The following is a 23,686-nucleotide window of genomic DNA, read 5'->3' on the forward strand; positions in this document are numbered from 1 at the left end:
CTCCTTAAGGTAACGCAGGAAATGTATTAACCCACTGTTTATTGACCGGTTCGCCGCTTATCGTTAGCTGCTCTATCTGTGCTGCGCGCCCCGCCAGTACAAACCAGCGTTCCTCACGTAATACTTGCTGCAACGGACGCTGATAAAAATCACTGCTGTCACCTTGAATAGCAGGAGCTAGCTGTAAATTTTGCGCATTTAAAAAACGATAGCGCCGCATAAAGTCGGCCACGGTTTGACGGATATCAACATTCGGCAACTGAGTGATATCAATCAACCAGCTTTGCTCGGGTTGATACGCTAGCGCTTGCCATTTGGGCGTACCGGTACAGGCCAAAGTGCTGCTGACATTGATGTCGTAAAAATTGCGGCGGATCCCATCGGCGCTAGTCAGTTGGTACAGCACAAACTTATCCAGCCCTCCACCAAAACCCGTGTTGTTAGTGTTAGTGCTTGTGTTTGTCCATTGCAGTGTGTGCTCGTTGACCTTAGGTGCATCGACAACACTGAGCGTGCACACCGCTGCCTGCTCGGAAGTTAACAGCAAACTGACGCCGTATTTGGCCACGACTTGCGGCTCAAGTAAGGCGGGGTCTTCAGGTGCAGTAACTTGCGGCTGATTAACATAGGACGCATACATATCATCACTATAAAGCAGTTGTTGCTGCGCCGGCGGATAGGCGACATTTTGCGCGTAATCTTGAGTCGGAATAAAACGAATGTTCTTAGTCAGTTCACCACTGTCAACCACAGTATTCACATAGAGTGTCAGCGTCGGCGGCGCTGCGGGAAAGGTAAACAGTGTGATCGATTCATATTGTGCAGCTGAGGCCAACGCCACCATATTTTGCTCTGCCGGGGTTAACCAATCCGGCCCAGTGGGCGGCGGTGAAAGATATTTCACCATAGCGCCTTCGGCACCGTCAAAGCGCCGGTATAACCAAGATTTGTCAGTGCTGCCTCGCGATTTCAGCAAATAACTGAATGGTTTATCTGGGATTGGCGAGAGTTCCAGCTGTATATCTTCATACTGCAAGACCACAGTTTTGCTGGGATCGGGGGTCAGGTTAAGTTTGACTAATTTCGCGCCGCGATAATGGGCAGTCGCGCGAAACTCAGCAACCTGAGCTAAGAGGTCATTCGGCGCATTCCAACCGATAAGCAAATTCTGCTGCTCAGACTGATGGAAACCATCCTGTTCTGGATAACTATAACTACCTACCTTGCTCAATTGCAGCGGCAGTACTGTGCCATCCGCACTGTGTGCTGTGATATCGGTTAAGCTAAACCCGCCTTCGGGTTTAAAACCTGAAAAGTCATACTGATAAGTCAGCTTTAATAAATCATCTTGCTGGTAAAAGTAGCCCGCATCATAGGCAAATACAGCATCTTGGGTTAAGGTCTTATTGACATTATCCAACACAACGTCAGGTTGTTTTTGATACTCAAATACTGGGAAATCATAAAAACCTAAATACTGCGTCAGATCGCCCAACTGGCGCTCCTGCGGCAACATAATAACGTTGCTGCGCACTGTGCCCTTATAGCCGTAGCGCTCAAACGGCGCTTCTGCCACTAAGGCTAACTGCGCTAACCAACCCCGCTCACGTTCTAACATCAGCTGGCCGTATATTTTGGCTTGATCGCCGCCACTTTCAACTTTGGCTAACACATGCGTATCTGTGACTTGCAATACAGTAAGCTTGGCATTGGGGTGGCCTTGATAGGTAGGAAGCGCGACAACCGCCCCCGCTTTGGCGGGTATGGTGCTAAGAAAGGCCGATGAGCTAAAGAGCTTTTTCAGTTCCTGCTCAAGCTCTGCGCCGCGTTCAGCCAACAGCGCCTGCCATACAGGTTTGTTCAATGCACTGAATTCTTTAACGCTGCCATCGTCTAGATTTAAAGAAAATTCAAACCCCTGCGAGAAAATAGCGTGCATTTCTGGATTACGATCGGCCCGCTGGCCACTACTGACGCCGCTCCCTTGACCATCGCGCATGTTCATATAATCGACATGCACTTGAAACCGACTGTTTTTGCCTGTTTCGAGGACCTTATAACGCAGCAATTGATGTGACGTGGCGTTAACCGTTTCGGTACGCTGACCATTGTCTACAGTGATGTTAGTGGTGCTATACAGCTGATACGAGCGCTCTTCCCCTTTTTCAGGCGTAAACTCAACATCAGCATCCCCAAAAGAACAGGCCGATAATAAACAGCATGCAACTACGCTAACCAAGTACTTCATGGTTATTCCTTGTATCTCAAATAGTAAGCGCCGCATTATGCCCTTTCATGCCCAGTAAATAAAATGCTTTGGCTATTTATGCCTGTCCAGCGCAACACCAGAGTGCGCGACTAAGCATCCTTTTTAGATAGTCACAGGTACTGCAATACCAATCTTAGGCAAGTTTTTAATGACGAATTCCGGCATCAAGAACAGATGCAAACAGCTAGCTGTGCGGCATTAATTGTCATTAATGCCCAGTGACTCTTCGATTTTTATTTAATAAGAAGTATCCCTCTGGACTCGACGGTAACATCTGCAGCACACGGAAGTGTAAATACCGCGTTCACATGGTCAATGATGTTCCCGACATCATAGTGACATTTCCCATATCCCTATGGGTCAGATGTGAAAGAGCAGCCATATCGCCAACGGTCACTGTTGTAACAAGGTCAAGCTTAACTAAGTCATTAATACACAAATCAGCCCTAAACAGCTTTTGCCCCAAAGTGAGTTAACACGGGGCGTTTGACCACAAACTTGCTACCTCATTTCCCAACAAATTCTCATCTATTTTCTGCTTTCAGCAATTCACCATAAGTGGCCGAAACTGGAGCGCTAGACAGTCGTATTAAAAAATGCGTAGCTCTGAGTGTTTTTAAGTCAATTTTTGTGCGCGCCATCTCAATCATTAACATCTAAAACTATTTAAAATTAATTAGTTATATAAAGCGAAACTTAGATAATAGGTTTGTAAAACGCGCATGCGCGTTTTTCCGGATGGTGTATTTGAGAGAAAGCTGATAAGTTCCTTATATTACAAGTAATTAACTATTCGCGTTTTTACTGGTCTAATGAGGTAAACGCGCATGCCCCTCATAAAATGTTAGGCATCAATTTTATCGAACACTTTTTATCCTAAGGAATAATGTCATGGGAAGAATGTCAGATTTAATGATAGAGCTTGAAAATGAAAAGGCAGATCAATGGATAAGAGACCGTCTTGAGGATAAAGATGCAGATGAAGAATCCGAAGAGTATAGAGATTTAGCTGACGAATACTTTAATCTTCAAGAGCATTTAAGGGACCAATTTGAATTCGAAGAAGATCTAAAATGGTTACAAAAAAATGATTCTTCAACTCTTTACAGACTTTTTCTCGAAGAGATAAGAGAGCTTGAAAAACTTATAGTTAATAACCCACTAAAAACAAAACCATATATTATGTATAGAATGACTTATGCACATTCGGTTAGTTTGCTTGAGGCATTTCTCGGTGAAACTGTAAAATCTCTAGTAAATAATAATGATCGTTTTTTTGTGAATTCATTTAAAATCGAAGAATTAAAAAATGCAAAATATACGCTTGAGTTTTTAGCAGTAACAAAATCAAACCCCAAAGCGCTTGCTATAAAGGAACTATCTAAAATACTCTATCACAGCATGCCAAAAGTAAAAGTAATATTTGAGACCATACTTGGAAACAAAATTGATCTGAATATCTCTGAAGTAGATAAAATAACTAAAATTCGCCATGATATAGTCCATAGAAACGGAAAAACCAAAGAGAGTAATCCAATTTATTTGGACCAACAAGCTATTTTTAATATGTTTGTAGATATTAAAAAATTTGCAAATGAGCTTCAGGAAATCGTCAACAAAAATGCCTAACAAGTTGCTGCACGTGGACTTGATACAGTTGTCGCGCTTTTTGCTAAAACAAAATGCGGCAAAAACAGCACCAACTTACTCGTCGGTGAGCAAGGTGTTACCCATAGAAGTTTTAATTCGAGACTCTCTAATTCGAGCTAAAGTCTAACTCGAAAATGTCCAAAAATTAGCTAGTGAATCAGACTTTCCTAGTCTGGTTCATAGGGTAACATCCAGTAATAGATATCAACTAATTACTCTTCAAACGGTATAAAAAACGCTACCGCAAAAAAGCAAATTCCTATAGCATCATTTATACCAATTGACACGGATATGGCAGCGGCCAAGTCCGACAAGCGATTTATGCCCTGCAAACAGCGCAGCGCATAAATACTAAGACGTTAGCTTTTTGTAGGGATAACAATGTCAACAACAGCATCATTAAAGTGTAAGTATTGTGAAAAATATAATGAAGTCGATGCGTGTTTTTTTGATGACTTTATGACCAGCAATGAAATTAATCTTTCATTTCATTGCGGAATATGTGGTAAAGATAACATTTATAGCAATCTCACACAGTCAGAACTGGAAGAAATAATTAATCCTTCAAGTGAATTAGTAAGACAGGCGGAATTCTTAGGTATCTCTGCTGCAAAACTTAGTGCATATGTTTATCCTCCGGATGTAATGAAGGAGGCAGATTTAGATAGAAGAAAAATTCGTGGTTTGTCTATAAAAGAGTACCTAAAATCATGTCGTCAGAGCTACCCAAAAAAGGAAGGGCAGAATTGGTGGCTCGTTTATCAATTAAAGACATTAGATGCTGTTGTGCTCTTTCGTAGAGATTTTAAGTCATATAGGCTTCTAGATGGGAAAGGTATATATCTTGAATTTAGAAACATTATAGAATTAGGAGATTACGTACGTGAAAGAATCTAAAAGCACTGCGGGGGCTCGCTGTCTAGGAGCTGTTCACCGTGGTTCTAGACTGTTGCTATGATATTACCAAGTCATCTGCATTGTAGTGATCAATAATCTGTGGGTATTGACCTGCACACCAAGAACCTTGCCCAATATGTGTCCCGCATCAATATGCGCCTACAAAGTTGAGGGATGGATATACAAAAAAATTATGCCGAGGATGTTTAATAACCTCCTCGGCATTTATTATTTAAGAGATAGTGGTTTAAAATCAAGAAGGGAACTATCAAACTCCACAGACAACAATTTATCTTTGAAAGCTTCTGATATTATTATATTAAATGCACCACCCCACTCATACAAACGAAAGGCGTCTAAGTTTTCAGGTATTTTGTCCTTATAGACAACGGGTTCAATAAAAAATCGCCCACGCTTTGATTCCCAAACTTCTGGAATGTAGCCCAGAGGCCAGCGTTCAATTTTAGAACATTCCCAATCAACGCAGTCAGTATAATTAAATACATGCATCAACACATACTTTAAATTGTTATGCCTATTTATAAATGGTATTAACTGGACACCACTAACATTAATATCGTCCTCAAAAAAGACATCCTCATTAAACGCCAATAACCTGGTTCCAACCGAGACAACCGGAGGTGATTTACCTTCTTTTAAGGCATTGAAATATAAAACACCTTTGAATCCAGATTGAATCGCAGATAGTTTCACATCACTTAATTCATTTCCTTCGCCATCTATAAAAAATGAACTAGGATTCATATAATTCATCCATTTTTTACTTTCCGAATTTATACCTAATTTATAGTAATTCATTACTTGTTAACCTTCGTCAATATGTCAGTGCCAGCAGTAGTATCATTAAACTAGGATCCTATCTCTAAGCGCGGCGCCGCCTTCATTAAAGAAGGGAGATATTTATTAGACTCCTTTGTACAGCCGAATGTGTTTCCCAGCGCTGTTATCAATGTCGCTTTATCCATAACTGGCAACACGATCCCTGAATCACTCGAGTTTATAAAAAATAAGGTGATAACACTAGATTCTGAAGAGAACAATTTTTCAGTGTTATTAGAAATGTCCCCCGCATTTTTCTGGCATTTCTTATGGATATTTCTGGCCATTTCATGGCCAGTTAGCATCGTCTTACTTACGGGTTCTATCCTATTTGTACTCGATTCAAGAGTTACTCGCCATTCCCTCACCGATGACATTTGCAGTGGAATAGAGAAAGAAGAGTTTTTCTTAGTTTATCAGCCAGTGATGTGCCGAGAACGGTAAAGCTAAGGGAGTCGAGGCATTAATACGTTGGCAACACCCGCAAATGGGCTAGTGCAACCTGATTTGTTTATTCCCATTGCCGAAGAGGACAAATTAATTGTTCCATTAACTAACTATATTTTTGAGCGGGCATTAAAAGATTTTACTGATATGAAGGTTGACTCGGGCTTTAGGATTGCGTTCAACGTGGCGCCAGCGCATTGAAAGCTTACGCCAGTTGGGGATTTTAATGGCTATCGATGACTTTGGTACTGGGCAAACAACCTTATCTTTGTTACAAACCATGCCATTGGATTACTTGAAAATCGGTAAGACGTTACTAAAGAATAGCTAATCCGAATCTGGCTAAGAAGAGCCAATTATCTAACAAGGTTTTGTCCAAAAGTGCGTTGCGTATGTCTTTTAAATCTACAGGTTACGTGAATGCACGAAAGGTGAGCCATGGTGATTGGCGAGACGACCGTCCGCCCCATGGACGGGGCGGTCGAGCATCCAAGGATGGACTGGCTGCGTGTCGGTGAGTCAATGCCATGGCAAGCCTATATGCGTAGATACCAGCCAACGCTAATCCCCTAAAAACAAAACCAAAAGTCGCAGTCACCCTAGACTACTTTCCTACACATTTAAGTCCAAAACCAATACAATCGATTTTATAATCTAGAGCCCTCAATGTGCTCTACTTAAAAATATTCCCAATAGCCACATTCATATTCAGAGTCGCAATGTGCGCGGCATGAAGTATTAAAAGCCAAAACCATAAGGCGGAATAGCCGATGAGATAAATCCACTCCCCCTCTTAAATATAAAAAGAGGAGTGATACTTTTATTCAATCGATATTAATCAAGCCAACTTAAAGGCTTTTATTTTGGGGAGATGGGCGGCGAGTTGGGGGAATTTGTGGGGCTGAACGTCATCCCAATCAATCGAATAATAGGCGCTTAATTCACTGGCGAGTTGCTGATTATCGAACATCTCATCATTCACAGAAAATATGCACATGGCCTTGTGAGTATTCTTTTCACGAAATTTCGACACGCACTTATTGGCAATGTCGGCATATTCTTCTGGGCGGTCAATCTTGCCCTGCATATTATTTTCTGGGTGCAAATTAGGGTTAATCAGCACAGATTTAAGACCATTTAAAAATCCAATCCGCTCGGCCCAATAAGCGCCGAGTCCTACGCCAACCATTAACGGCGCGGGATCGTCGCAATGCTGCATTTGCTTAGCGACTTCCTTGAGCAAGTGTTGCATGTCGTGCTTAGGGTGCAAGGTGCTGTAACTGATCAAACGCACATCAGGGTCAATAAATTGCAACTGACGCATTTTTTCGTGATTACCTGGGCTAGTCGCATCAAATCCATGAAGATAGAAAATCATATCAAGGCCTTTTAATCATTTTTGATTACAGTGAATTAACTAACCCTAGCAAAAGAGTGATCTCACACCTTGCGCTACATCAAACTTTCGCCTGTTGAGCCAAACAAATTTGCTCGGCAAGCTGCTTGGCATTTTCCCAACGGGCCGTATTATCGAGCGCCGCTGCCGTTTGCGCGGCATTGGGTTTAAGTAAACTCGCAGGATACTGTGGCGCGCTCGCAGGCCAAGTAAAGCCATTGAGTAGCGACATTACGCCCGCATTATCATTACACACTAAAATCATGTCGCAACCTGCGGCTAAGGCGGCGCTGGCCCTTGCACGGTAATCGCCCGCAAACCCTGCGCCTTGCATGCCGAGATCGTCAGAGAAAATCACCCCGTTAAAGCCAAGTTCTTTACGCAGCACTTGTTTTAACCAGTATTCGGAGAAGCCCGCAGAGTTAGGGTCGACTTTAGGGTAAACCACGTGCGCGGGCATCACGCCTAATAATTTCTCTTTTGCGATCAATTCTTTAAACGGCAGGATATCCTTTGCAAAAATGGCCTCGGCATCACGATCATCAATGGGTTTCTCGTAGTGCGAATCCGCCACTACACTGCCGTGCCCGGGGAAATGTTTACCCACGGCGCCCATGCCAGCTGCGGCCATGCCAGCAATAAAGCTTTCGGCCAATGTAATAACCTCGGCGGGCTCTGGGCTAAAGCTGCGTTTACCTATGACTTGGCTCACGCCGTTTAAGTCCAATACGGGCGCGAAACTTAAGTCGATATCGCAAGCCAGTAATTCAATCGCCATCAAGAAACCGAGCTCACAGGCCCAACGCTTGGCCAATACCATATCGCCCTTTGCTGCGGGTAAAATGTCGCCCATGGCGGGAATAATGGTAAAGCCATCACGGAAACGTTGTACTCGGCCCCCCTCGTGATCTACGGCGATTAATATTTCTGGGCGTATTTGGCGTATCTGTTGTACCAGACGGATCAACTGATCACGGCTCGAAAAATTGCGGGAAAATAGGATTAAACCACCCACCTGTGGATGGCGTAGCATCTCAGATTCAGCCTCACTGACGTCCAACGACAGTAAATCCAACATTAAATAGCTCATACTTCTCCCTAAAAATATTCATTAATACTCAAAAAATAACCACTCAAGCCATAAGTAGTCCACGCTCACAAAAAAGCTAAAAAAAGCGAGCCACCTACTCTTGTAGCGCTGTCGAAGCCTGTATTCTTGACCATAAAATGGCCTGTAAAAAAGTCCCAATTAAGTTCAGCTTATCCGAACTATTACGAATAAAAAAAACTAATGTGAATTGTCACACTAATCTATGGGATACTGGCGTTAGAGTATCACACAAGCAGATTTCGCATGAAAGAATGCCGCCACTGACCAGAGTACACGCGCAAGATTAGCGTGCTTCAATCTGCAGAGCGAGCAATCCCATGCACTCAGACTAAAATAATAAACAAGACACAACAGGACTTCTATCATGATTAGCGTATTTGACATGTTCAAGATCGGCATAGGTCCATCGAGTTCACATACCGTCGGCCCAATGAAAGCGGGCAAAATCTTTATGCAAAACCTGACTGACTCAGGACTCGTGACCCAGATTGATGAATTAAGAGCCGAACTCTTTGGCTCCCTCGGCCAAACAGGCAAAGGCCACGGCACGGGCAAAGCAGTGATTTTAGGCTTAATGGGCGAAGATCCCGAAACCGTGGACACTGACAGCATCGACGGCATTTTAGAACGCGTCTCCAAGGACGAAACCTTAACGCTGCACTGTGGCAAAGTGGTTAAGTTTACCCGTGAGCAAGGCATTACCTATCACAGACGCAAAACGCTACCTGCACATGCTAACGCCATGACCTTGTACGCCTACTGTAAAGGGGAATGCATTTTTGATCGCACTTACTACTCAGTGGGTGGCGGCTTTATTTTAGATGAAGATGAAATTAGCCAACGTAATGCATCGCCAGCCTCACAAATTGAATCGGCTCCTTTTGATTTTGTGAGTGCGGCTCACTTACTGGAATTATGCGGCGAGCAAGGTCTCAGCATTTCTTCTTTAATGATGGCGAACGAACTAAGTTTAGCCACTGAAGATGAAGTCAAAGCCAAGCTGTGGAATATTTGGCAGACGATGAAAACCTGTATCGAACGCGGTTATCAGAAGGAAGGTATTTTACCTGGCGGCCTAAAACTGCGTCGTCGTGCTCCTGCACTGTACCGCCGTTTGAAAGCCGAAGGCCGTAACAATGTCGATCCATTAACCGCTATGGATTGGGTCGATTTATTCGCACTGTCGGTCAACGAGCAAAATGCGGCCGGTGATCGCGTCGTCACTGCGCCAACAAACGGTGCTGCGGGAATTATTCCTGCCGTATTATGCTATTACGATACCTTCGTACAAGAAGTGGATATCGATGTCTGCGCCCGTTATTTATTAACTGCCGCTGCAATTGGTATTTTGTACAAGAAAAATGCCTCAATTTCGGGCGCCGAAGTCGGTTGCCAAGGTGAAGTGGGCGTAGCCTGTTCTATGGCCGCTGGCGCACTGACTGAAATAATGGGCGGTACGGTTGAACACGTTGAAAACGCGGCTGAAATCGGCATGGAACATAACTTAGGTTTAACCTGCGATCCTGTGGGCGGCCTAGTGCAAGTGCCTTGTATCGAACGTAATGCCATGGGCGCGATCAAAGCAATCAACGCTTCTCGTATGGCCCTACGCGGTGACGGTAACCATAAGGTTTCACTGGATAAAGTGATCAAAACCATGATGGACACCGGCAGAGATATGCGCAGTAAATACAAAGAAACCGCCAAAGGCGGTTTAGCGGTCAACATTGTTGAGTGCTAAGTGCTGAGTGTTAATTCACTTTCGCTAATTGCTTAAATCGCACCATAAAAAATGCCGCAACTCACAAAGTTGCGGCATTTTTGTTTTAGCTCATCGGCGTGACTGCTGAATCGGCTATTTAAGGCTTAAAGTATAAGCTATGGAACTTAAGGTGCTCTTCAATAAAGCTCGCGATGAAGTAGTAGCTGTGATCGTACCCCGCTTGCATCCGCACATCCAAGGGATAACCCTTGGCATGGGCGATATCCACTAACGATTGTGGCATCAATTGGGTGTCTAAAAAGCTGTCAGCTTCACCTTGGTCAATCAGTACTGGCACTTCGCTAATCGCGAGCTTAAGCAATTCACAGGCATCATACTGTCGCCAATGTTCACGATTTTCACCTAAGTACTCGCTAAAGGCTTTAATACCCCAAGGTACATTACTTGGATTCGAAATCGGGCTAAAAGCCGAAATTGAGCTATATCTGTGTGGATTACTCAGACCAATCACCAAAGCACCATGACCGCCCATTGAATGGCCGGAGATAGCGCGCTGGGTAGTGACAGGAAAATGCGCTTCAATCAAGGTAGGCAACTCATGGACTATGTAATCGTACATCTTATAATGACGATTCCAAGGCGCTTTTGTCGCATTGAGGTAAAAACCCGCGCCTAAGCCTAAATCGTAAGCCTTATCCGCCGCATCGGGCACATCGTCACCGCGAGGACTGGTATCAGGGGCGACAATCGCCATCCCAAGTACCGCTGCCATGCGCTGTGCACCCGCCTTCTGCATAAAGTTTTCATCGGTACAGGTTAGACCTGAAAGCCAATACAGCACAGGCACCGGTTTATTCACCGCCTCAGGCGGCAGATAAATGGCAAAGCGCATCTCGCAGTTTAACGACTGAGATTGATGGCGATACTGCTTATGCCAACCGCCAAAACTCTTGTTACAACTGATATTTTCTATGGTCATACAAGTCCTTTTAAGCTCAATCTTTTAGCGCTATTTATAACGTTAGTCTTAGCGTTAGTCATGGCGCTTATCGTCAGCTCCGTTGGCAACACAGCAGACAGATTTGCACCTGTCTGCCCGTTAGTCACATCAAGCTGAAGCATCAACTTAGCGTGCAAAATCGCTTATTTATCAAAATGGATCACGCTGCGAATGCTCTTACCTTGGTGCATCAGCTCAAACGCCTCATTGATTTGCTCAAGTCCCATAGTGTGAGTGATAAAATCATCGAGCTTAAATTCGCCCGCCATGTAACGCTCAACAATGTGGGGCAGTTCAGAACGCCCTTTCACACCGCCAAAGGCAGAACCGCGCCAAACGCGGCCAGTCACCAATTGGAATGGACGGGTTGAAATCTCTTGACCAGCACCGGCAACACCGATGATCACCGACTCACCCCACCCTTTATGACAACACTCTAAGGCGCTGCGCATCACATTGACGTTGCCGATACACTCGAATGAGTAATCCACGCCGCCATCGGTCATCTCAACGATCACCTCTTGGATGGGCTTATCGAGTAATTTAGGATTGATGCAATCGGTCGCGCCGAGTTTTTTGGCTAACTCGAATTTAGACTCGTTGATATCAATCGCGATAATGCGGCTGGCTTTGGCCATAGTCGCCCCAATGATCGCCGATAAACCGATACCGCCGAGGCCGAAAATTGCCACGGTTGCGCCTTCTTCCACTTTGGCCGTGTTCATCACAGCGCCCATGCCTGTGGTTACGCCGCAACCTAACAGACAAATTTCTTCTAATGGTGCGCTCTTATTGACTTTAGCCAATGAGATTTCAGGCAACACGGTATATTCAGAGAAGGTCGAGCAGCCCATGTAATGGAAAATAGGCTTGCCATCAAGATAAAAACGCGTGGTGCCATCGGGCATTAAGCCTTTACCTTGGGTCGCGCGAATTTTTTGGCACAGGTTAGTTTTGCCCGATAGACAAAACTTACACTCGCCGCACTCTGGGGTATAAAGTGGGATCACATGATCGCCCACTTGTACGCTGGTCACACCCTCGCCCACTTGCTCAACGATACCGCCGCCTTCGTGGCCTAAAATCGCGGGGAATACCCCTTCTGGATCATCACCGCTCAGGGTAAACGCATCCGTGTGACACACGCCCGTAGCCACAATGCGCACTAAGACTTCGCCCGCTTTAGGTAACATCACATCCACTTCTTCAATCTTAAGTGGTTGTCCTGGTCCCCAAGCAACAGCGGCCTTTGATTTAATAAACTGCGGTTTTTCGTTCGACATTGTTACGTCCCTTGAATAGGTAATAGGAGTAAGTCATTGGTGTATCATAAATTCAATTCAGGCCAAGTAAATTCTTGCGCCCATTGCACTGATGCTACTGAATAGGAGGATTGTATTTGTTTCTCAGCGAGAGACAATCTAGTATTCAAGCAATTCATTTTTACTGAGTAACAACAATGTATCTCTGGGACGGCATTTCTGAATTTGTCGCGGTGGCTGAGGCCGAAAGTTTTACCCTAGCAGCGCAGCGGCTGAATATCTCCACCGCCCACGTTAGCCGCCAAGTGAGCACCTTAGAAAACCGCCTTGGCACAAAACTCTTTTACCGCACTACCCGCAAAGTGTCGTTAACCGAAGAAGGCACAATTTATTATCGCCATTGCCGCCAATTACAAACTGGGTTAGAAGAAGCCGAGCGCGCCATCTCAAACCTAAAGGACTCACCCCAAGGCTTAGTCAAACTCACAGCGCCCGTCGCCTATGGCGAGAAATTTATCATGCCGTTACTCAATGATTTTATGGTGCAATATCCCAGTGTTGAATTTAGCGTCGACTTGACCAATCGCACCTTGGACTTGATTGAAGGCGGTTATGATCTGGCGATTCGCCTCGGAAAACTCGCCGATTCAAGCCTGATGGCCAAACCGCTCAGCAGCCGTACCCACTATGTCGCCGCCTCACCAAGCTATGTGGAAAAATACGGTCAGCCCCATACCTTATCTGAGCTTAACCAGCACAATTGTTTGATCGGTAATCATAATTACTGGCGCTTTGTGGAAAATGGCCGCGAGCGCAATATTAAAGTCCGCGGTAATCTCAATTGTAACAGCGGCTACGCATTAAGGGATGCGGCACTAAAGGGCATAGGGATAGTTCAACTGCCTGATTATTATATTGAAGAAGATATTCAAGCCGGACGGTTACTCTCCTTCCTTGACAGTCACCGCGAAGCCAAAGAAGGCATTTGGGCACTCTATCCGCAAAATCGCCACCTGTCGGCCAAGATCCGTGTATTGGTCGATTACCTTGCCGAAAAACTCGCCGAGCAGGATTAAATACTGTTTGAGCAGATTGATTGGTAGCAGACAAAACGGCGCAAACTAGCGCCAGTTTTCCCGCAAAGTGTAATACAACATGCCTAATGCCAGCGCTTGATTGCCGAACCATTCATTTAAAGGAATGCGGATATGGCGCATGGCGGCAAACAAATCAAATTCACGCAATTGCCCGTCCATCGCATTGGCCATGATCTCGGCCATAATGTGCGATGTCGCTACTCCGTGCCCAGAATATCCTTGGCAATAGAACACATTAGGCGACACTTTGCCGAGCTGCGGGATACGGTTAATCACAATTCCTGCCATTCCCGCCCACGCAAATTCGATATTAACGCCCTTTAATTGTGGAAACGTACGCTCAATCGCGGGCCGTAATTCCGCAGCCACATTTTTAGGATCGCGGCCGCTGTAGTTAGTGCCGCCGCCGAACATCAGCCGTTTATCCGCGGTCAGGCGATAGTAATCCAGTACAAAGCGGCAATCATACACGGCTAAATCCTGCGGATTGATTTGCAAAGCGACATCATCGGGCAGAATCGCACTGGCGCAATTGCCTAAGGACGCCGGAAATAACATACCACGCAGTTTTGGACGGGCGAGTTTATGGTAAGCATTACCGGCGATCAGCACACTGTTGGCGCGCACTTTTCCCTTGGCTGTGACAACAGTCGCCACATCGCCTTCTTCAATATCAAGTACGGGTGAGTGTTCAAAGATTAACGCCCCAAGACCTGCTGCCGCGCGGGCTTCACCCAGGCATAAATTGACTGAGTGCAAATGCATGTTGCGCCGATTGACTAAGCCGCCGTGATACAAGGGCGAGCCTAAATAGGCAGGCATTTCATCGGCGGATACCAGCGTCATAAATTCACCCATGCCGCGGCGCTGCGCCTCATCATGCATAGCCCTAAGCTCGTGCATGTGCTTTGGCTGGTAAGCGGTTTGGATATGACCAAACTTTAAATCACAGTTTATGCCGTACTTGGCCACCCGATTTTTAATAATATCGTGGCCGCGCCAACGCATATTCCACACATAATCTTCAGCTTCATTGCCGATTTGACGGCGCAGCTGTTTTGTCATCGCAACATCGCCGGACAAACTGCCCGTCACCTGCCCACCATTGCGTCCGGTCGCGCCCCACGCAATTTTATTGGCCTCAATAAGTGCCACTTTATAGCCTTTCTCAGATAATTCCAACGCCGTTGCCACGCCGGTAAAACCGCCACCCACAATCGCCACATCGACTCGAATGTCGCCTTCAAGCGCAGGATAATCTGACTCTTGGTCAATGGTGGCATTGTAGTAGGAGGCGCAACGCTCTGCTGGCATGGTCATTCCTTGATGTTGAAAGTTAACTGTTGAAAGTTGATGGCTGAAAGTGAGCGTTAAGTCTTAGTTCTGGACACTCGTTTTAACGCGGCATTATACCGATATTGTTTTATATTTTTTACAAGCGTTCAGAATTTGTGAGTATATCTGAGTTGAGATCGAGATCAACAGTGAATTGCGATAACTATTTGCAGGACAGGACAAAGGAAGTTGAGCTGACTGCAGGCTCCTTCTTGAAGAACCTGAAATGGAGGAGCTTGAGATGGAAACTTCTGAAATGGCGGTACCTAAGATTAAGTTATCTAAGATAGAGACTCCGAATGTTAAGGCGCGGCTCATTTTATCTTTTAAGTCTTATACTTTTTGCTGGTTTAAGATAGGCTTGTGCAGCGTCATCCTCTTTTAATCTCAGCAACCTAGAGTCCATTATGCCACTAATGCCAATTGCCCAGCCACTTGTCCAATTGCCGTTTTCCCAAGCGTGCGAAAACAACAAAGCGCCGATTTTAGCGGTATTAACACAAGCATTCTCACTCAACCAACATGTGCTCGAAATCGGCAGTGGCACAGCGCAACATGCTGTGTATTTTGCAGCAAATCTTCCCCATTTAATCTGGCAAACCAGCGATCAGGCTGAATATATTGAGGTCATTACCGCAAGGTGTATGCATGAAGGCAAGCTACCCAATGCAGCGGCAAACCTACGCTTACCACTTACCCTTGATGTTACCGCGCCATGGCCGGTGAAGGGATTAACACCTCATATTGATGGCGTATTTACTGCGAACACTTTGCATATTATGAGCAAAAATATGGTTGAAGCGTTTTTTACTGGCCTTGGTCTGTATCTCCCCCAACTCAAGACCCTGTGCATTTACGGCCCCTTTAACTACCAAGGCGAATTTAGCAGTGACAGCAATCGCCAGTTTGATGCCTTTTTAAAACAGCGGGATCACGCCAGCGGCATTCGCGATATTGAATGGATTTGCAGTTTAGCCAGCGAGCAAGGCTTAACGCTGAAGCAAGATGTGGCTATGCCCGCCAATAATCGACTACTGCATTTTGTTAGAGGCTAGCTTTTTGTTAAAGGCTCGTTTTTTGTTAAAAGCTAGCTTTGGTTGAGTGGTTTAGTCCGTTTTGGCCTCGGCGGTTCTGTGCCCATAGCTCAGCACTCGAGTGGCTTTCCACTGTTCGTTCTGTTTGCGCCACACAATGACAAAGTCGGCTAGGCCATCACAGCTACCAGTTTCAAAGCTGCAAAAACGATGAACGCCTTGCTCTATCGCGCCAAACTCTTTCACCGGAAACACTTTCATCGTGCCCGCAACTAACTCGCGGCGGTAATGGCCACAGGCATATTTTTCGGTGTTGGCGATCATGTCCTTGCGGTTCCAAGTAACGCCACCCGTATCGTGGTAAAACTCTACATCTTCAGTGAAAAACGCCGCGTGTTTCTTGAGTTCAGCAGGGGCGGTGCACTTATTGAAACTGTCGAACAAGGCAAAATCCACCGCTGCAATTTGGGTAGATAAAGTGTCTGTAAGTGCAGTAGCGGGCTGCGCAATGTCAGTTTGTGGAGCCCCAGCCGTTTTAACTGATGCGGCATTAGCTAATGCCGCATCAGTGGCAACAGCAGGTTCGGTAGTGGCGAGTGACAAGGTTAAAACAGTGACTGTGGCTAGGCTATAAAATGCTGGATTCATATTCTCTCCGTAAATATTGGCAATACAATTTGTATGGCGACTATTCACATCACAAACATGAATGCACCACGAAACATAAAGTCACATCGCCAGCAAAGCTTATGCCAGTTAAAATGTCCATATTAATCATATTGATATAACTTCATATTACGTTATGCAGTTTTGTGCTGTGATAGTTTCTGATTATTCTCACTATTTTTTAGTGATTTATCCGACGACAGTCAGACTCAGATCGTCATATTCAGTGCCTTGTGCTCAATGCGCTCAATCAGGATGACCATGCCAGCGAGCAACACGTCGAATATACGGGCTATCACGCTGTTATTAAACACTAAAAATTTACTCTGCCTTTACACAAAAGAGAGACATCCAAGCTTGAAGCTATAATTAAGAATAATTATCATTCGCCAAAATTACCGAAGGAAGAATGATATGCCCCGCTTTATCCGTCGCACTCGCCAAACCTCGCATCTACCTCATGCAACACAGACACCTATGTTGAGCCAGCTATCACGCGCTATTGGTTTATGTTTGTTATTACCTGCAGCATGGGCTAGTGCTGCAAATACGCAAGATACCACTCCAGAAATGGAACGCATGGTGATAACAGCAACACAAACTAAACACTCGGAGCTTTCGGCGCCCGCTTCGGTGTCCGTTATTAACCGCAGTGAACTTGAAGCGCTAGTCATAGACGATCTCGCTAGCGCAGTCCGTTATTTACAGGGTGTGAACATCAGCGAAGGCACGCCCTATGGCCGCAATGAGATCAGCCTGCGAGGTTTAGATTCAGATTACACTTTAATCTTGATTAATGGCCGCCGCATTAACTCCCGCGAAGCATTAACCTCTGGTTATGGCAACGATTTTGACTTGTCCTCTATTCCAATGTCTGCCATTGAACGTATCGAAGTTGTGCGTGGGCCTATGTCATCCCTCTACGGATCAGAAGCTTTAGGCGGTGTGGTTAACGTCATACTGCGTCAACCAACTGAGAACTGGCAAACCAGCGTTGGCGTGCAATACGATGCACCTACCAGTGGCAAGGGTGGCGATAGCACTAAGTACAATTTCTACAGCAGTGGCGCGCTGATCAAAGATAAATTACTGGCAAACTTAATCGTCGACAGCAATAAACGCGATGCATGGCGCTCGGACTTAAAACCCACTATTGATGCGCTAGAAGACAGAGATGAAATCAGCGCCCTCGCCAATTTACAATGGCTGATTGATAACCAGCAAGATCTGCAATTTGACTTAAGTTACGCCAACGATGAACGCGAGTCTGATTGGAATAACTACGGCACGATTCTCACCAATAACCAACAAGCGGAGCGGATAAGTTCAGGTCTGACCCATAATGGCCACTGGAACTGGGGTGATACTCGCCTGCGCTATTACTATGAAAATGTTGAGGTGACTGACGACTCAGCGTTAATCGCCGAGATTGGTAATATCACCCAAACCAACCACAATCTCGACGGTCAAACCACTGTCCTGCTTGGCGATCACATGTTAACCAGCGGTGCAGAATACCGTTGGACCCAGCTCGAAAATAGCCGCAATATTTTAGGTGATGGCACCTTAGACGACAGCCAATCGGCATTGTATCTACAAGATGAATTTAGCTTAGGCGAACTCAATATCACCTTAGGCGGGCGCGTCGATCACCACGATGTGTACGGCACCGAATTTAGCCCACGCTTGTATTTAGTGTATAACTTAAGCTCTGAATGGGTCATTAAAGGTGGTGGCGGCAAAGCCTTTAAAGCGCCAAATATGGCGCAATCCCAAGCCGATTATATTATCCCCGCTTGTCGTGGCGCCTGTACCGTTGCGGGAAATCCTGATCTTCAACCCGAAACCTCAGTGAACTACGAATTATCGACCCAATATCAAACCACGGATTTTGGTGGCTCGATCACCTACTTCCATAACGATGTAGAAAATAAAATTATCACCGAAACTTGGAATAGAGTCCCTGGTGCTGTATTAACTTACCAAAACGTGAACGAAGCTAAGATCACAGGTTGGGAATTACAAGCTTGGTACAATTTAACTCAAGATCTCAGCCTAAACGGTAATTACAGTAAAACCGATGCCGAAGATAAGCAAAATGGCGCGCCTTTTACCTTAACACCGGACGACAGCTATAACCTAAAACTGCAATGGCAGGCATTCGATGGTTTATCCACCTTTATCGCCTACCATTATACTGGCGAGCAGTATTTGCGAGCCAATGTCAAATCAGAGGGTTATGGCTCGCTCGATATAGGTGCGAATTATCAAATTAATCCTATGTTTAGACTGAAGCTTGGCGTGACTAACCTAACGGATTCTGAACGTGACCAAGTTGCCACCGACCTTGATTATATTCAAAAGAGTCGCAGTATTTATGCTGGGGTAACTGCAAGTTTCTAAGCTCTACAAGCTAGAAACTAATGTGTAATTATAGCTCTGCTACTCAACATTAAACATCATAGGCGAAGCCCGTTTTGGCTTTGCCTATTGTTTTAAGATCAAAATAAATATCACACATCCGACTAGAAAAAGTAAAATCAATATATTTTCTAAAATATAGAATTTTTAAATAAACATCAAAAATATAAATTACATAATCCAGATTTATATCATTAGTCTTTTACATTCTGCAATATAACCTTGATCATACTTTAACGCTAAAAAATAACTCACCCGTTAACCTTTGATAACGATCAAGGTTTTGTCATATTAAAAAACTATTATACACACGCAAGACTGCTAAAGCTTGAGGTGTAAAATTCTCGATTATTAAACTTACGCACCAAGCAAAAGCGATATTATCTTTCCGTTTATATCACTAATAAAACAGCGAGAAAAATACAGTTCCAACTTCAAGTTACATATTTCATAGCTAGATATGTGATTTACTCGCTTCAGAATGATGATTTAACCAACAATAAAAAAGGAAAATAACATGCTTAAAAAGATGATGCTAATGTGCGCACTGTGCTTTTCAACTAATTTAATGGCGGTATCACTTGCCGACAGTCATTCTGAAAGATCTGACTGTGAATCCTGCCATAAAGATAAAAAACCTTCAGCGGATTATGTTTTTGAAAATCAGCAATGTGTATCATGCCATGGAGAAATGAAAACACTCGCAGGCGAAGCTCATACTAAACATGATGGCGTTTTAACATGCACCAATTGCCATATCGCTCATCAAGAAAAAGCACCAGCAGATGCTTGCAAAGAATGCCATTAATTCACTAAAAATCTAAAACCAAAGGCCGAAGAATTATTTATTTTGAATGGAACCATTAGGCAGGATGCCACTTGACCCAACCTCCAAGGGTGTTTGCCATCTATTGCTCACAGGTGGCAATTTTTACCTCCGTTTTTATATCCTTACAATATGTGTAACGGCTCAATACTTAGCTCAGAATTCCATATCCGGCAAATAGGACAAGTTTACGTATGCTAGGTAAGCCATAGACGACTCTCAGGGGATTGTTCTCAAGAACGCCAATGCCTTTTCTAGATCACGGGTGCGCGCCATCGGTGGCAGCGAGTTTAAAAAAGCTTGGCCATAGTAGCGATTCACAATGCGATTATCGCAAAGGATCAGCACACCGCGATCTTTTTCATCGCGAATAAGACGGCCAACACCTTGTTTCAGCGCAATAATCGCCTGCGGTAACGACACTTCAGTAAAAGGATCGAGTCCCTGACGACTCACATTGTCGGCTCGGGCGCGATACAGGGGCTCATCGGGCGACACAAAAGGTAATTTGTCGATAATCACGCAGCTTAACAATTTACCGCGCACATCCACCCCTTCCCAAAAACTACTGGTGCCGAGCAATACCGCATTGCCGAGTTGGCGAAACTTAGTCAGCAGACTCTGTTTACCCGCTTGGCCTTGTACCAGCAGCGGATACTGAGTGCGAGTTCGCAATGCCAGCGCCGCTTGTTCGAGCATTTTATGGCTGGTAAATAAAATAAAAGTCCGTCCCTGCGCCGCATCTATCGCTTGCACGCACACATCCACCAGCTGCTTTAACGCTTGCTGTTGATTGGTCACGCTCCCAAGTTGTCTCGGCACACAAAATACCGCTTGGCGGGGATAATCGAAGGGACTGTCGAGAATGCTTTGCTGCGCATCAACGATACCCATTTCTCGGGCAAAATGAACAAGACTACGATTAACCTGCAAAGTTGCCGAGGTAAATATCCAGCTGGTTTCTGGCACAAATAACTGTTGGCACTCACGGGCAATATTGATTGGTGAAATTCGCAGCACCACAAAGCGACTACCAAATTCGATGCTGTAGGCCGCCAAATTATTATCACAGTTAAAAAACACACTGAGCTTATTATTCAGCTCAGCCAACTTAATGGCGATATCATCTAACAATTCACTACGCCCAATATGGGCCATTAATAAATTCTGCAGCGCGGTTAATTCCGCTAATAAATCCCATGACGCCGCCGCGAGCGCTTTATTGCCCAGCACTAAACGCCAATCGGATTCACCGCAGGAATATAACTGATTATGCCAATCACTTAATTTAGCGAGGCAACGCTGGCAAAATTGGGCGAGTTGCCCAGTATCACTGAGTTCAGTCTGATAAATAGCGAGTAGCTTTTGAATGAAATCATCGATAGTACGACTCGAACATTGCTGGCCAAAATAGTTAACGCAAATATCGGGTAATAAATGCGCTTCATCGAAAATCACCACATCAGGATCGGGTAATAACTCGGCAAAGCCCGTATCTTTCAGTACGCTATCGGCGAAAAATAAATGGTGGTTAACCACAATGATTTTGGCATCCAGGGCACGGCTGCGCGCCTTGCGAGTAAAGCAGACATCGTAAAAGTCGCAGCGCTTGCCAATACAGCTTTCCTTAGTGCTGACCACAAGTGGCAGCGCCGAGGAATTCTCAGGCACTGAGGTTAAGCCGCCAATATCACCATCTTTGCAGGTGCTCGCCCACTGATTGATTTTCAACAAATCATCCAACAAACGCGCATCGATATGTGTCGCCTCACTCATTTGCTTATCGAGGCGCCACTGGCACAGATAATTATTACGCCCCTTTAGCAGCGCCAGTTTTGGCTCAATTCCCAACATGGCGACCAGCGCGGGTAAGTCTTTAAAAAACAACTGCTCTTGCAAGTTTTTACTGCCCGTACTGACGATGACTTGCTTACCGCTCAATATCGCGGGGATCAAATACGCAAAGGTTTTACCTACCCCCGTACCCGCCTCAATTACTACATTCCCCTTCGCCGCTATCGCCTCACTCACTTCCTGTGCCATCTGCATCTGGCTTGTTCGCGCACTAAATCCTTGAATATGTTTAGACAATACTCCATCGGGCCAAAATGCGCGTTGCACTTCGGACGCGAGTCGACTCACCGCAGCGGCGCCTTTTAAAGCAGAAGGCTTAGCGACGGTTTCTTTAGAGAAAGCATGCTTTGATGTCGGTTGGCGGGAGCGAGTCAAAGGGAGAATCAATCCTTTATCAAGGTGTTAGGAACGTCAGTGAAAACAGTACTGCAAGTCCACACAATAAATTGCTGAGCGAGTGCATTGTGATGACTTTAATTAACCACAAGCACTGGTTAGTGCCGCAAGCCGCGGCCGTAAACAATAGCGTTAAGCTTAACAGCTCGAAGCATTATGCTGATTTGAGATAAGACTACAAGTTAGCCGCGTAATTAACGCCAATTTAAACGTCGGTATTTGCTAACATCCGCCAAAGCATGTGCGCTAGCTGTAACAGTTCGCAAACTTCTGTCGATTTCAGCCTGCCACTAACCATTTGAAATAAATAAGCTACCTCAGCAAAGCAAAACTCTATACCATTATATACGCTCAATAACAGGATGTTTCAGTGCCCAAGCATCAATACTTAGACGCAGGTAATCAGGATGAATGATGTCAAACGTCAGTCTTATCAATTTAAAAATAAGTGACACCACAACGCTACAACGTCTGCTCCAACTTTATTATTTTGATTCAACATCTTGGAGTAAAGAAGATATAGGCCATTGATGGGTTATATGATGGCTCTACAACCTCAGATCTTGAATCCTATGTTAACTAACAAGAGGCAAAAGCCTACCTCATTTGGGTAAATGAAGTATTGATAGGCTTTGTTCTACTAGAATGGGTTGAAGATGAAAAAAGGCTTCTCTGGGAACTGGCTGACCTCTTTATTCTTCCTAAATATCGCGGTGGTTGGATTGCGCTCGAAGTAGTCCGTCAAATATTTGAGCAGATTAGCACACCGATACTGGTCGCTACGTTCAAAGAAAATGAACTGGCTTTGCGCTTTTTTAAAGCGGTATCAAAACGATTACAGCTTAATTCAGTACGTGAGTTAATCGAGGATGAGACTACTCCGTTTTATACATTCATCATAAATGAACACATCTAACAATCCATGTTATTCAAGTTTTTCTAAGCCACCCATTGTTTGTAGTGGTACGGTTAATTTGGCCATCTAGTTAGAATTGACCTCAGCAATGTCTACGTTTTTTGACCTTCGCCATACTTATCGTAATGTGAACTAGACGATTGTGAGTAATAGATCTTCCGCGCTTTTGTCCAAAAGCGTGCTGCGTGTCTCCTTAAAACCTACAGTTTATGCTAATGCTAAAAAGGTAGGCCATGGTGATTAGCGAGACGACCGTCCGCCCCATGGACGGGGCGGTCGAGCATCCAAGGATGATGAGATGGACACCTCTTGTGAAGTAGGCGTCATTTACGCCATATTGAATTTGCACGTTCAATAACAACAAAAGGTGTCCAAAATGAAAGTTACACTAATAGGAATTGATCTCGCAAAAAATATCTTCCAAGTATGTGGAGTTAATCAAGCAGGCAAGAGTGTTTTTAACCGTTCGATTAAACGTGCTCAGCTCCTGACTTTTCTGCGTACTTACCCTGATGCCACTATTGCGATGGAAGCCTGCAGTGGCTC

17 protein-coding genes and 2 pseudogenes are annotated in these 23,686 nt (G+C 44.8%); 10 read left to right on the top strand and 9 right to left on the bottom strand.

Annotated features, from left to right (window positions below; all coding sequences use genetic code 11):
- Positions 1 to 4: 4 nt before the first annotated feature.
- Entirely contained in the window at positions 5 to 2,248 is a 2,244-nt protein-coding gene (locus L5L91_RS09330) for a hypothetical protein (RefSeq protein ID WP_263236184.1), read from the bottom strand.
- 912 nt (positions 2,249 to 3,160) lie between these two features.
- Between L5L91_RS09330 and L5L91_RS09335 the strand changes: the two genes are divergently transcribed.
- Together L5L91_RS09335 and L5L91_RS09340 are read left to right on the top strand one after the other, a co-directional pair.
- Positions 3,161 to 3,898, top strand: coding sequence for a hypothetical protein (locus L5L91_RS09335; protein ID WP_263236185.1), 738 nt, complete (start codon positions 3,161 to 3,163; stop codon positions 3,896 to 3,898).
- Between the two features lie 402 nt (positions 3,899 to 4,300).
- On the top strand, positions 4,301 to 4,816 hold the full coding sequence (locus L5L91_RS09340; RefSeq protein ID WP_263138767.1) for a hypothetical protein: 516 nt from the start codon (positions 4,301 to 4,303) through the stop codon (positions 4,814 to 4,816).
- A gap of 228 nt (positions 4,817 to 5,044) precedes the next feature.
- On the opposite strand, the gene L5L91_RS09345 is transcribed toward L5L91_RS09340, so the two are convergent.
- Entirely contained in the window at positions 5,045 to 5,635 is a 591-nt protein-coding gene (locus L5L91_RS09345; protein WP_263181315.1) for a hypothetical protein, read from the bottom strand.
- A gap of 27 nt (positions 5,636 to 5,662) precedes the next feature.
- On the opposite strand from L5L91_RS09345, the pseudogene L5L91_RS09350 reads away from it, so the two are divergent.
- A pseudogene (locus L5L91_RS09350) lies at positions 5,663 to 6,422 on the top strand (EAL domain-containing protein); the annotation flags it as partial.
- A gap of 519 nt (positions 6,423 to 6,941) precedes the next feature.
- Here the strand turns inward: L5L91_RS09350 and ycfP are convergent.
- Entirely contained in the window at positions 6,942 to 7,481 is a 540-nt protein-coding gene (gene ycfP / locus L5L91_RS09355; protein ID WP_263180042.1) for an alpha/beta hydrolase YcfP, read from the bottom strand.
- Positions 7,482 to 7,560: 79 nt separating this feature from the next.
- Complete coding sequence (gene nagZ, locus L5L91_RS09360; protein WP_263236187.1) at positions 7,561 to 8,589, bottom strand: beta-N-acetylhexosaminidase; 1,029 nt, start codon at positions 8,587 to 8,589, stop codon at positions 7,561 to 7,563.
- A gap of 385 nt (positions 8,590 to 8,974) precedes the next feature.
- Here nagZ and L5L91_RS09365 point away from each other — a divergent pair, with 385 nt between their 5' ends.
- Positions 8,975 to 10,351, top strand: coding sequence for an L-serine ammonia-lyase (locus L5L91_RS09365; RefSeq protein WP_263236189.1), 1,377 nt, complete (start codon positions 8,975 to 8,977; stop codon positions 10,349 to 10,351).
- Between the two features lie 118 nt (positions 10,352 to 10,469).
- Here L5L91_RS09365 and fghA read toward each other — a convergent pair whose 3' ends face one another.
- Positions 10,470 to 11,312, bottom strand: a complete 843-nt coding sequence (fghA, locus tag L5L91_RS09370) for an S-formylglutathione hydrolase (RefSeq protein ID WP_263236190.1) — start codon at positions 11,310 to 11,312, stop codon at positions 10,470 to 10,472.
- 164 nt (positions 11,313 to 11,476) lie between these two features.
- Positions 11,477 to 12,616, bottom strand: coding sequence for an S-(hydroxymethyl)glutathione dehydrogenase/class III alcohol dehydrogenase (locus L5L91_RS09375; RefSeq protein ID WP_014610474.1), 1,140 nt, complete (start codon positions 12,614 to 12,616; stop codon positions 11,477 to 11,479).
- A gap of 176 nt (positions 12,617 to 12,792) precedes the next feature.
- Here L5L91_RS09375 and L5L91_RS09380 point away from each other — a divergent pair, with 176 nt between their 5' ends.
- Positions 12,793 to 13,671 carry a LysR family transcriptional regulator gene (locus tag L5L91_RS09380; protein ID WP_263169021.1) on the top strand — a complete coding sequence of 293 codons (879 nt, stop codon included), beginning with the start codon at positions 12,793 to 12,795 and terminating at the stop codon, positions 13,669 to 13,671.
- A 45-nt stretch (positions 13,672 to 13,716) separates the two neighbouring features.
- Here the strand turns inward: L5L91_RS09380 and L5L91_RS09385 are convergent, their stop codons facing one another.
- Positions 13,717 to 15,006 (bottom strand): NAD(P)/FAD-dependent oxidoreductase, encoded by a 1,290-nt coding sequence (locus tag L5L91_RS09385; RefSeq protein ID WP_263236192.1) that lies wholly within the window; start codon positions 15,004 to 15,006, stop codon positions 13,717 to 13,719.
- A gap of 428 nt (positions 15,007 to 15,434) precedes the next feature.
- On the opposite strand from L5L91_RS09385, the gene L5L91_RS09390 reads away from it, so the two are divergent.
- Positions 15,435 to 16,082, top strand: coding sequence for a DUF938 domain-containing protein (locus tag L5L91_RS09390; RefSeq protein ID WP_173496844.1), 648 nt, complete (start codon positions 15,435 to 15,437; stop codon positions 16,080 to 16,082).
- Between the two features lie 51 nt (positions 16,083 to 16,133).
- On the opposite strand, the gene L5L91_RS09395 is transcribed toward L5L91_RS09390, so the two are convergent.
- The gene (locus L5L91_RS09395; RefSeq protein WP_263236194.1) at positions 16,134 to 16,709 is read right to left on the bottom strand and encodes a nuclear transport factor 2 family protein; all 576 of its coding nucleotides are present in this window, start codon (positions 16,707 to 16,709) and stop codon (positions 16,134 to 16,136) included.
- 432 nt (positions 16,710 to 17,141) lie between these two features.
- Between L5L91_RS09395 and L5L91_RS09400 the strand changes: the two genes are divergently transcribed.
- Together L5L91_RS09400 and L5L91_RS09405 are read left to right on the top strand one after the other, a co-directional pair.
- Positions 17,142 to 19,130: a TonB-dependent receptor domain-containing protein gene (locus tag L5L91_RS09400; RefSeq protein ID WP_263236195.1), complete on the top strand. Its 1,989-nt coding sequence runs from the start codon at positions 17,142 to 17,144 to the stop codon at positions 19,128 to 19,130.
- A gap of 535 nt (positions 19,131 to 19,665) precedes the next feature.
- On the top strand, positions 19,666 to 19,956 hold the full coding sequence (locus tag L5L91_RS09405) for a cytochrome c3 family protein (RefSeq protein WP_028759787.1): 291 nt from the start codon (positions 19,666 to 19,668) through the stop codon (positions 19,954 to 19,956).
- A gap of 237 nt (positions 19,957 to 20,193) precedes the next feature.
- On the opposite strand, the gene L5L91_RS09410 is transcribed toward L5L91_RS09405, so the two are convergent.
- Entirely contained in the window at positions 20,194 to 22,203 is a 2,010-nt protein-coding gene (locus tag L5L91_RS09410; RefSeq protein WP_263236196.1) for an ATP-dependent DNA helicase, read from the bottom strand.
- 625 nt (positions 22,204 to 22,828) lie between these two features.
- Between L5L91_RS09410 and L5L91_RS09415 the strand changes: the two genes are divergently transcribed.
- Both L5L91_RS09415 and L5L91_RS09420 read left to right on the top strand, forming a co-directional pair.
- On the top strand, positions 22,829 to 23,140 hold the full coding sequence (locus L5L91_RS09415) for a GNAT family N-acetyltransferase (protein WP_263236199.1): 312 nt from the start codon (positions 22,829 to 22,831) through the stop codon (positions 23,138 to 23,140).
- A gap of 376 nt (positions 23,141 to 23,516) precedes the next feature.
- A pseudogene (locus L5L91_RS09420) lies at positions 23,517 to 23,686 on the top strand (IS110 family transposase); the annotation flags it as partial.

It is taken from the genome of Shewanella sp. SM55 (genome assembly GCF_025654025.1).
GTDB classification, from domain to species: Bacteria; Pseudomonadota; Gammaproteobacteria; order Enterobacterales; family Shewanellaceae; genus Shewanella; species Shewanella oncorhynchi.

Excerpts from the sequence above, each read along its gene's own strand:
- L5L91_RS09335 (WP_263236185.1), top strand. The coding sequence starts at position 3,161 with ATGGGAAGAATGTCAGATTTAATGATAGAGCTTGAAAATGAAAAGGCA.
- L5L91_RS09385 (WP_263236192.1), bottom strand. The coding sequence starts at position 15,006 with ATGCCAGCAGAGCGTTGCGCCTCCTACTACAATGCCACCATTGACCAA.
- nagZ (WP_263236187.1), bottom strand. The coding sequence starts at position 8,589 with ATGAGCTATTTAATGTTGGATTTACTGTCGTTGGACGTCAGTGAGGCT.
- L5L91_RS09340 (WP_263138767.1), top strand. The coding sequence starts at position 4,301 with ATGTCAACAACAGCATCATTAAAGTGTAAGTATTGTGAAAAATATAAT.
- ycfP (WP_263180042.1), bottom strand. The coding sequence starts at position 7,481 with ATGATTTTCTATCTTCATGGATTTGATGCGACTAGCCCAGGTAATCAC.
- L5L91_RS09390 (WP_173496844.1), top strand. The coding sequence starts at position 15,435 with ATGCCACTAATGCCAATTGCCCAGCCACTTGTCCAATTGCCGTTTTCC.
- L5L91_RS09405 (WP_028759787.1), top strand. The coding sequence starts at position 19,666 with ATGCTTAAAAAGATGATGCTAATGTGCGCACTGTGCTTTTCAACTAAT.
- fghA (WP_263236190.1), bottom strand. The coding sequence starts at position 11,312 with ATGACCATAGAAAATATCAGTTGTAACAAGAGTTTTGGCGGTTGGCAT.
- L5L91_RS09375 (WP_014610474.1), bottom strand. The coding sequence starts at position 12,616 with ATGTCGAACGAAAAACCGCAGTTTATTAAATCAAAGGCCGCTGTTGCT.
- L5L91_RS09330 (WP_263236184.1), bottom strand. The coding sequence starts at position 2,248 with ATGAAGTACTTGGTTAGCGTAGTTGCATGCTGTTTATTATCGGCCTGT.
- L5L91_RS09395 (WP_263236194.1), bottom strand. The coding sequence starts at position 16,709 with ATGAATCCAGCATTTTATAGCCTAGCCACAGTCACTGTTTTAACCTTG.
- L5L91_RS09365 (WP_263236189.1), top strand. The coding sequence starts at position 8,975 with ATGATTAGCGTATTTGACATGTTCAAGATCGGCATAGGTCCATCGAGT.
- L5L91_RS09400 (WP_263236195.1), top strand. The coding sequence starts at position 17,142 with ATGCCCCGCTTTATCCGTCGCACTCGCCAAACCTCGCATCTACCTCAT.
- L5L91_RS09380 (WP_263169021.1), top strand. The coding sequence starts at position 12,793 with ATGTATCTCTGGGACGGCATTTCTGAATTTGTCGCGGTGGCTGAGGCC.
- L5L91_RS09345 (WP_263181315.1), bottom strand. The coding sequence starts at position 5,635 with ATGAATTACTATAAATTAGGTATAAATTCGGAAAGTAAAAAATGGATG.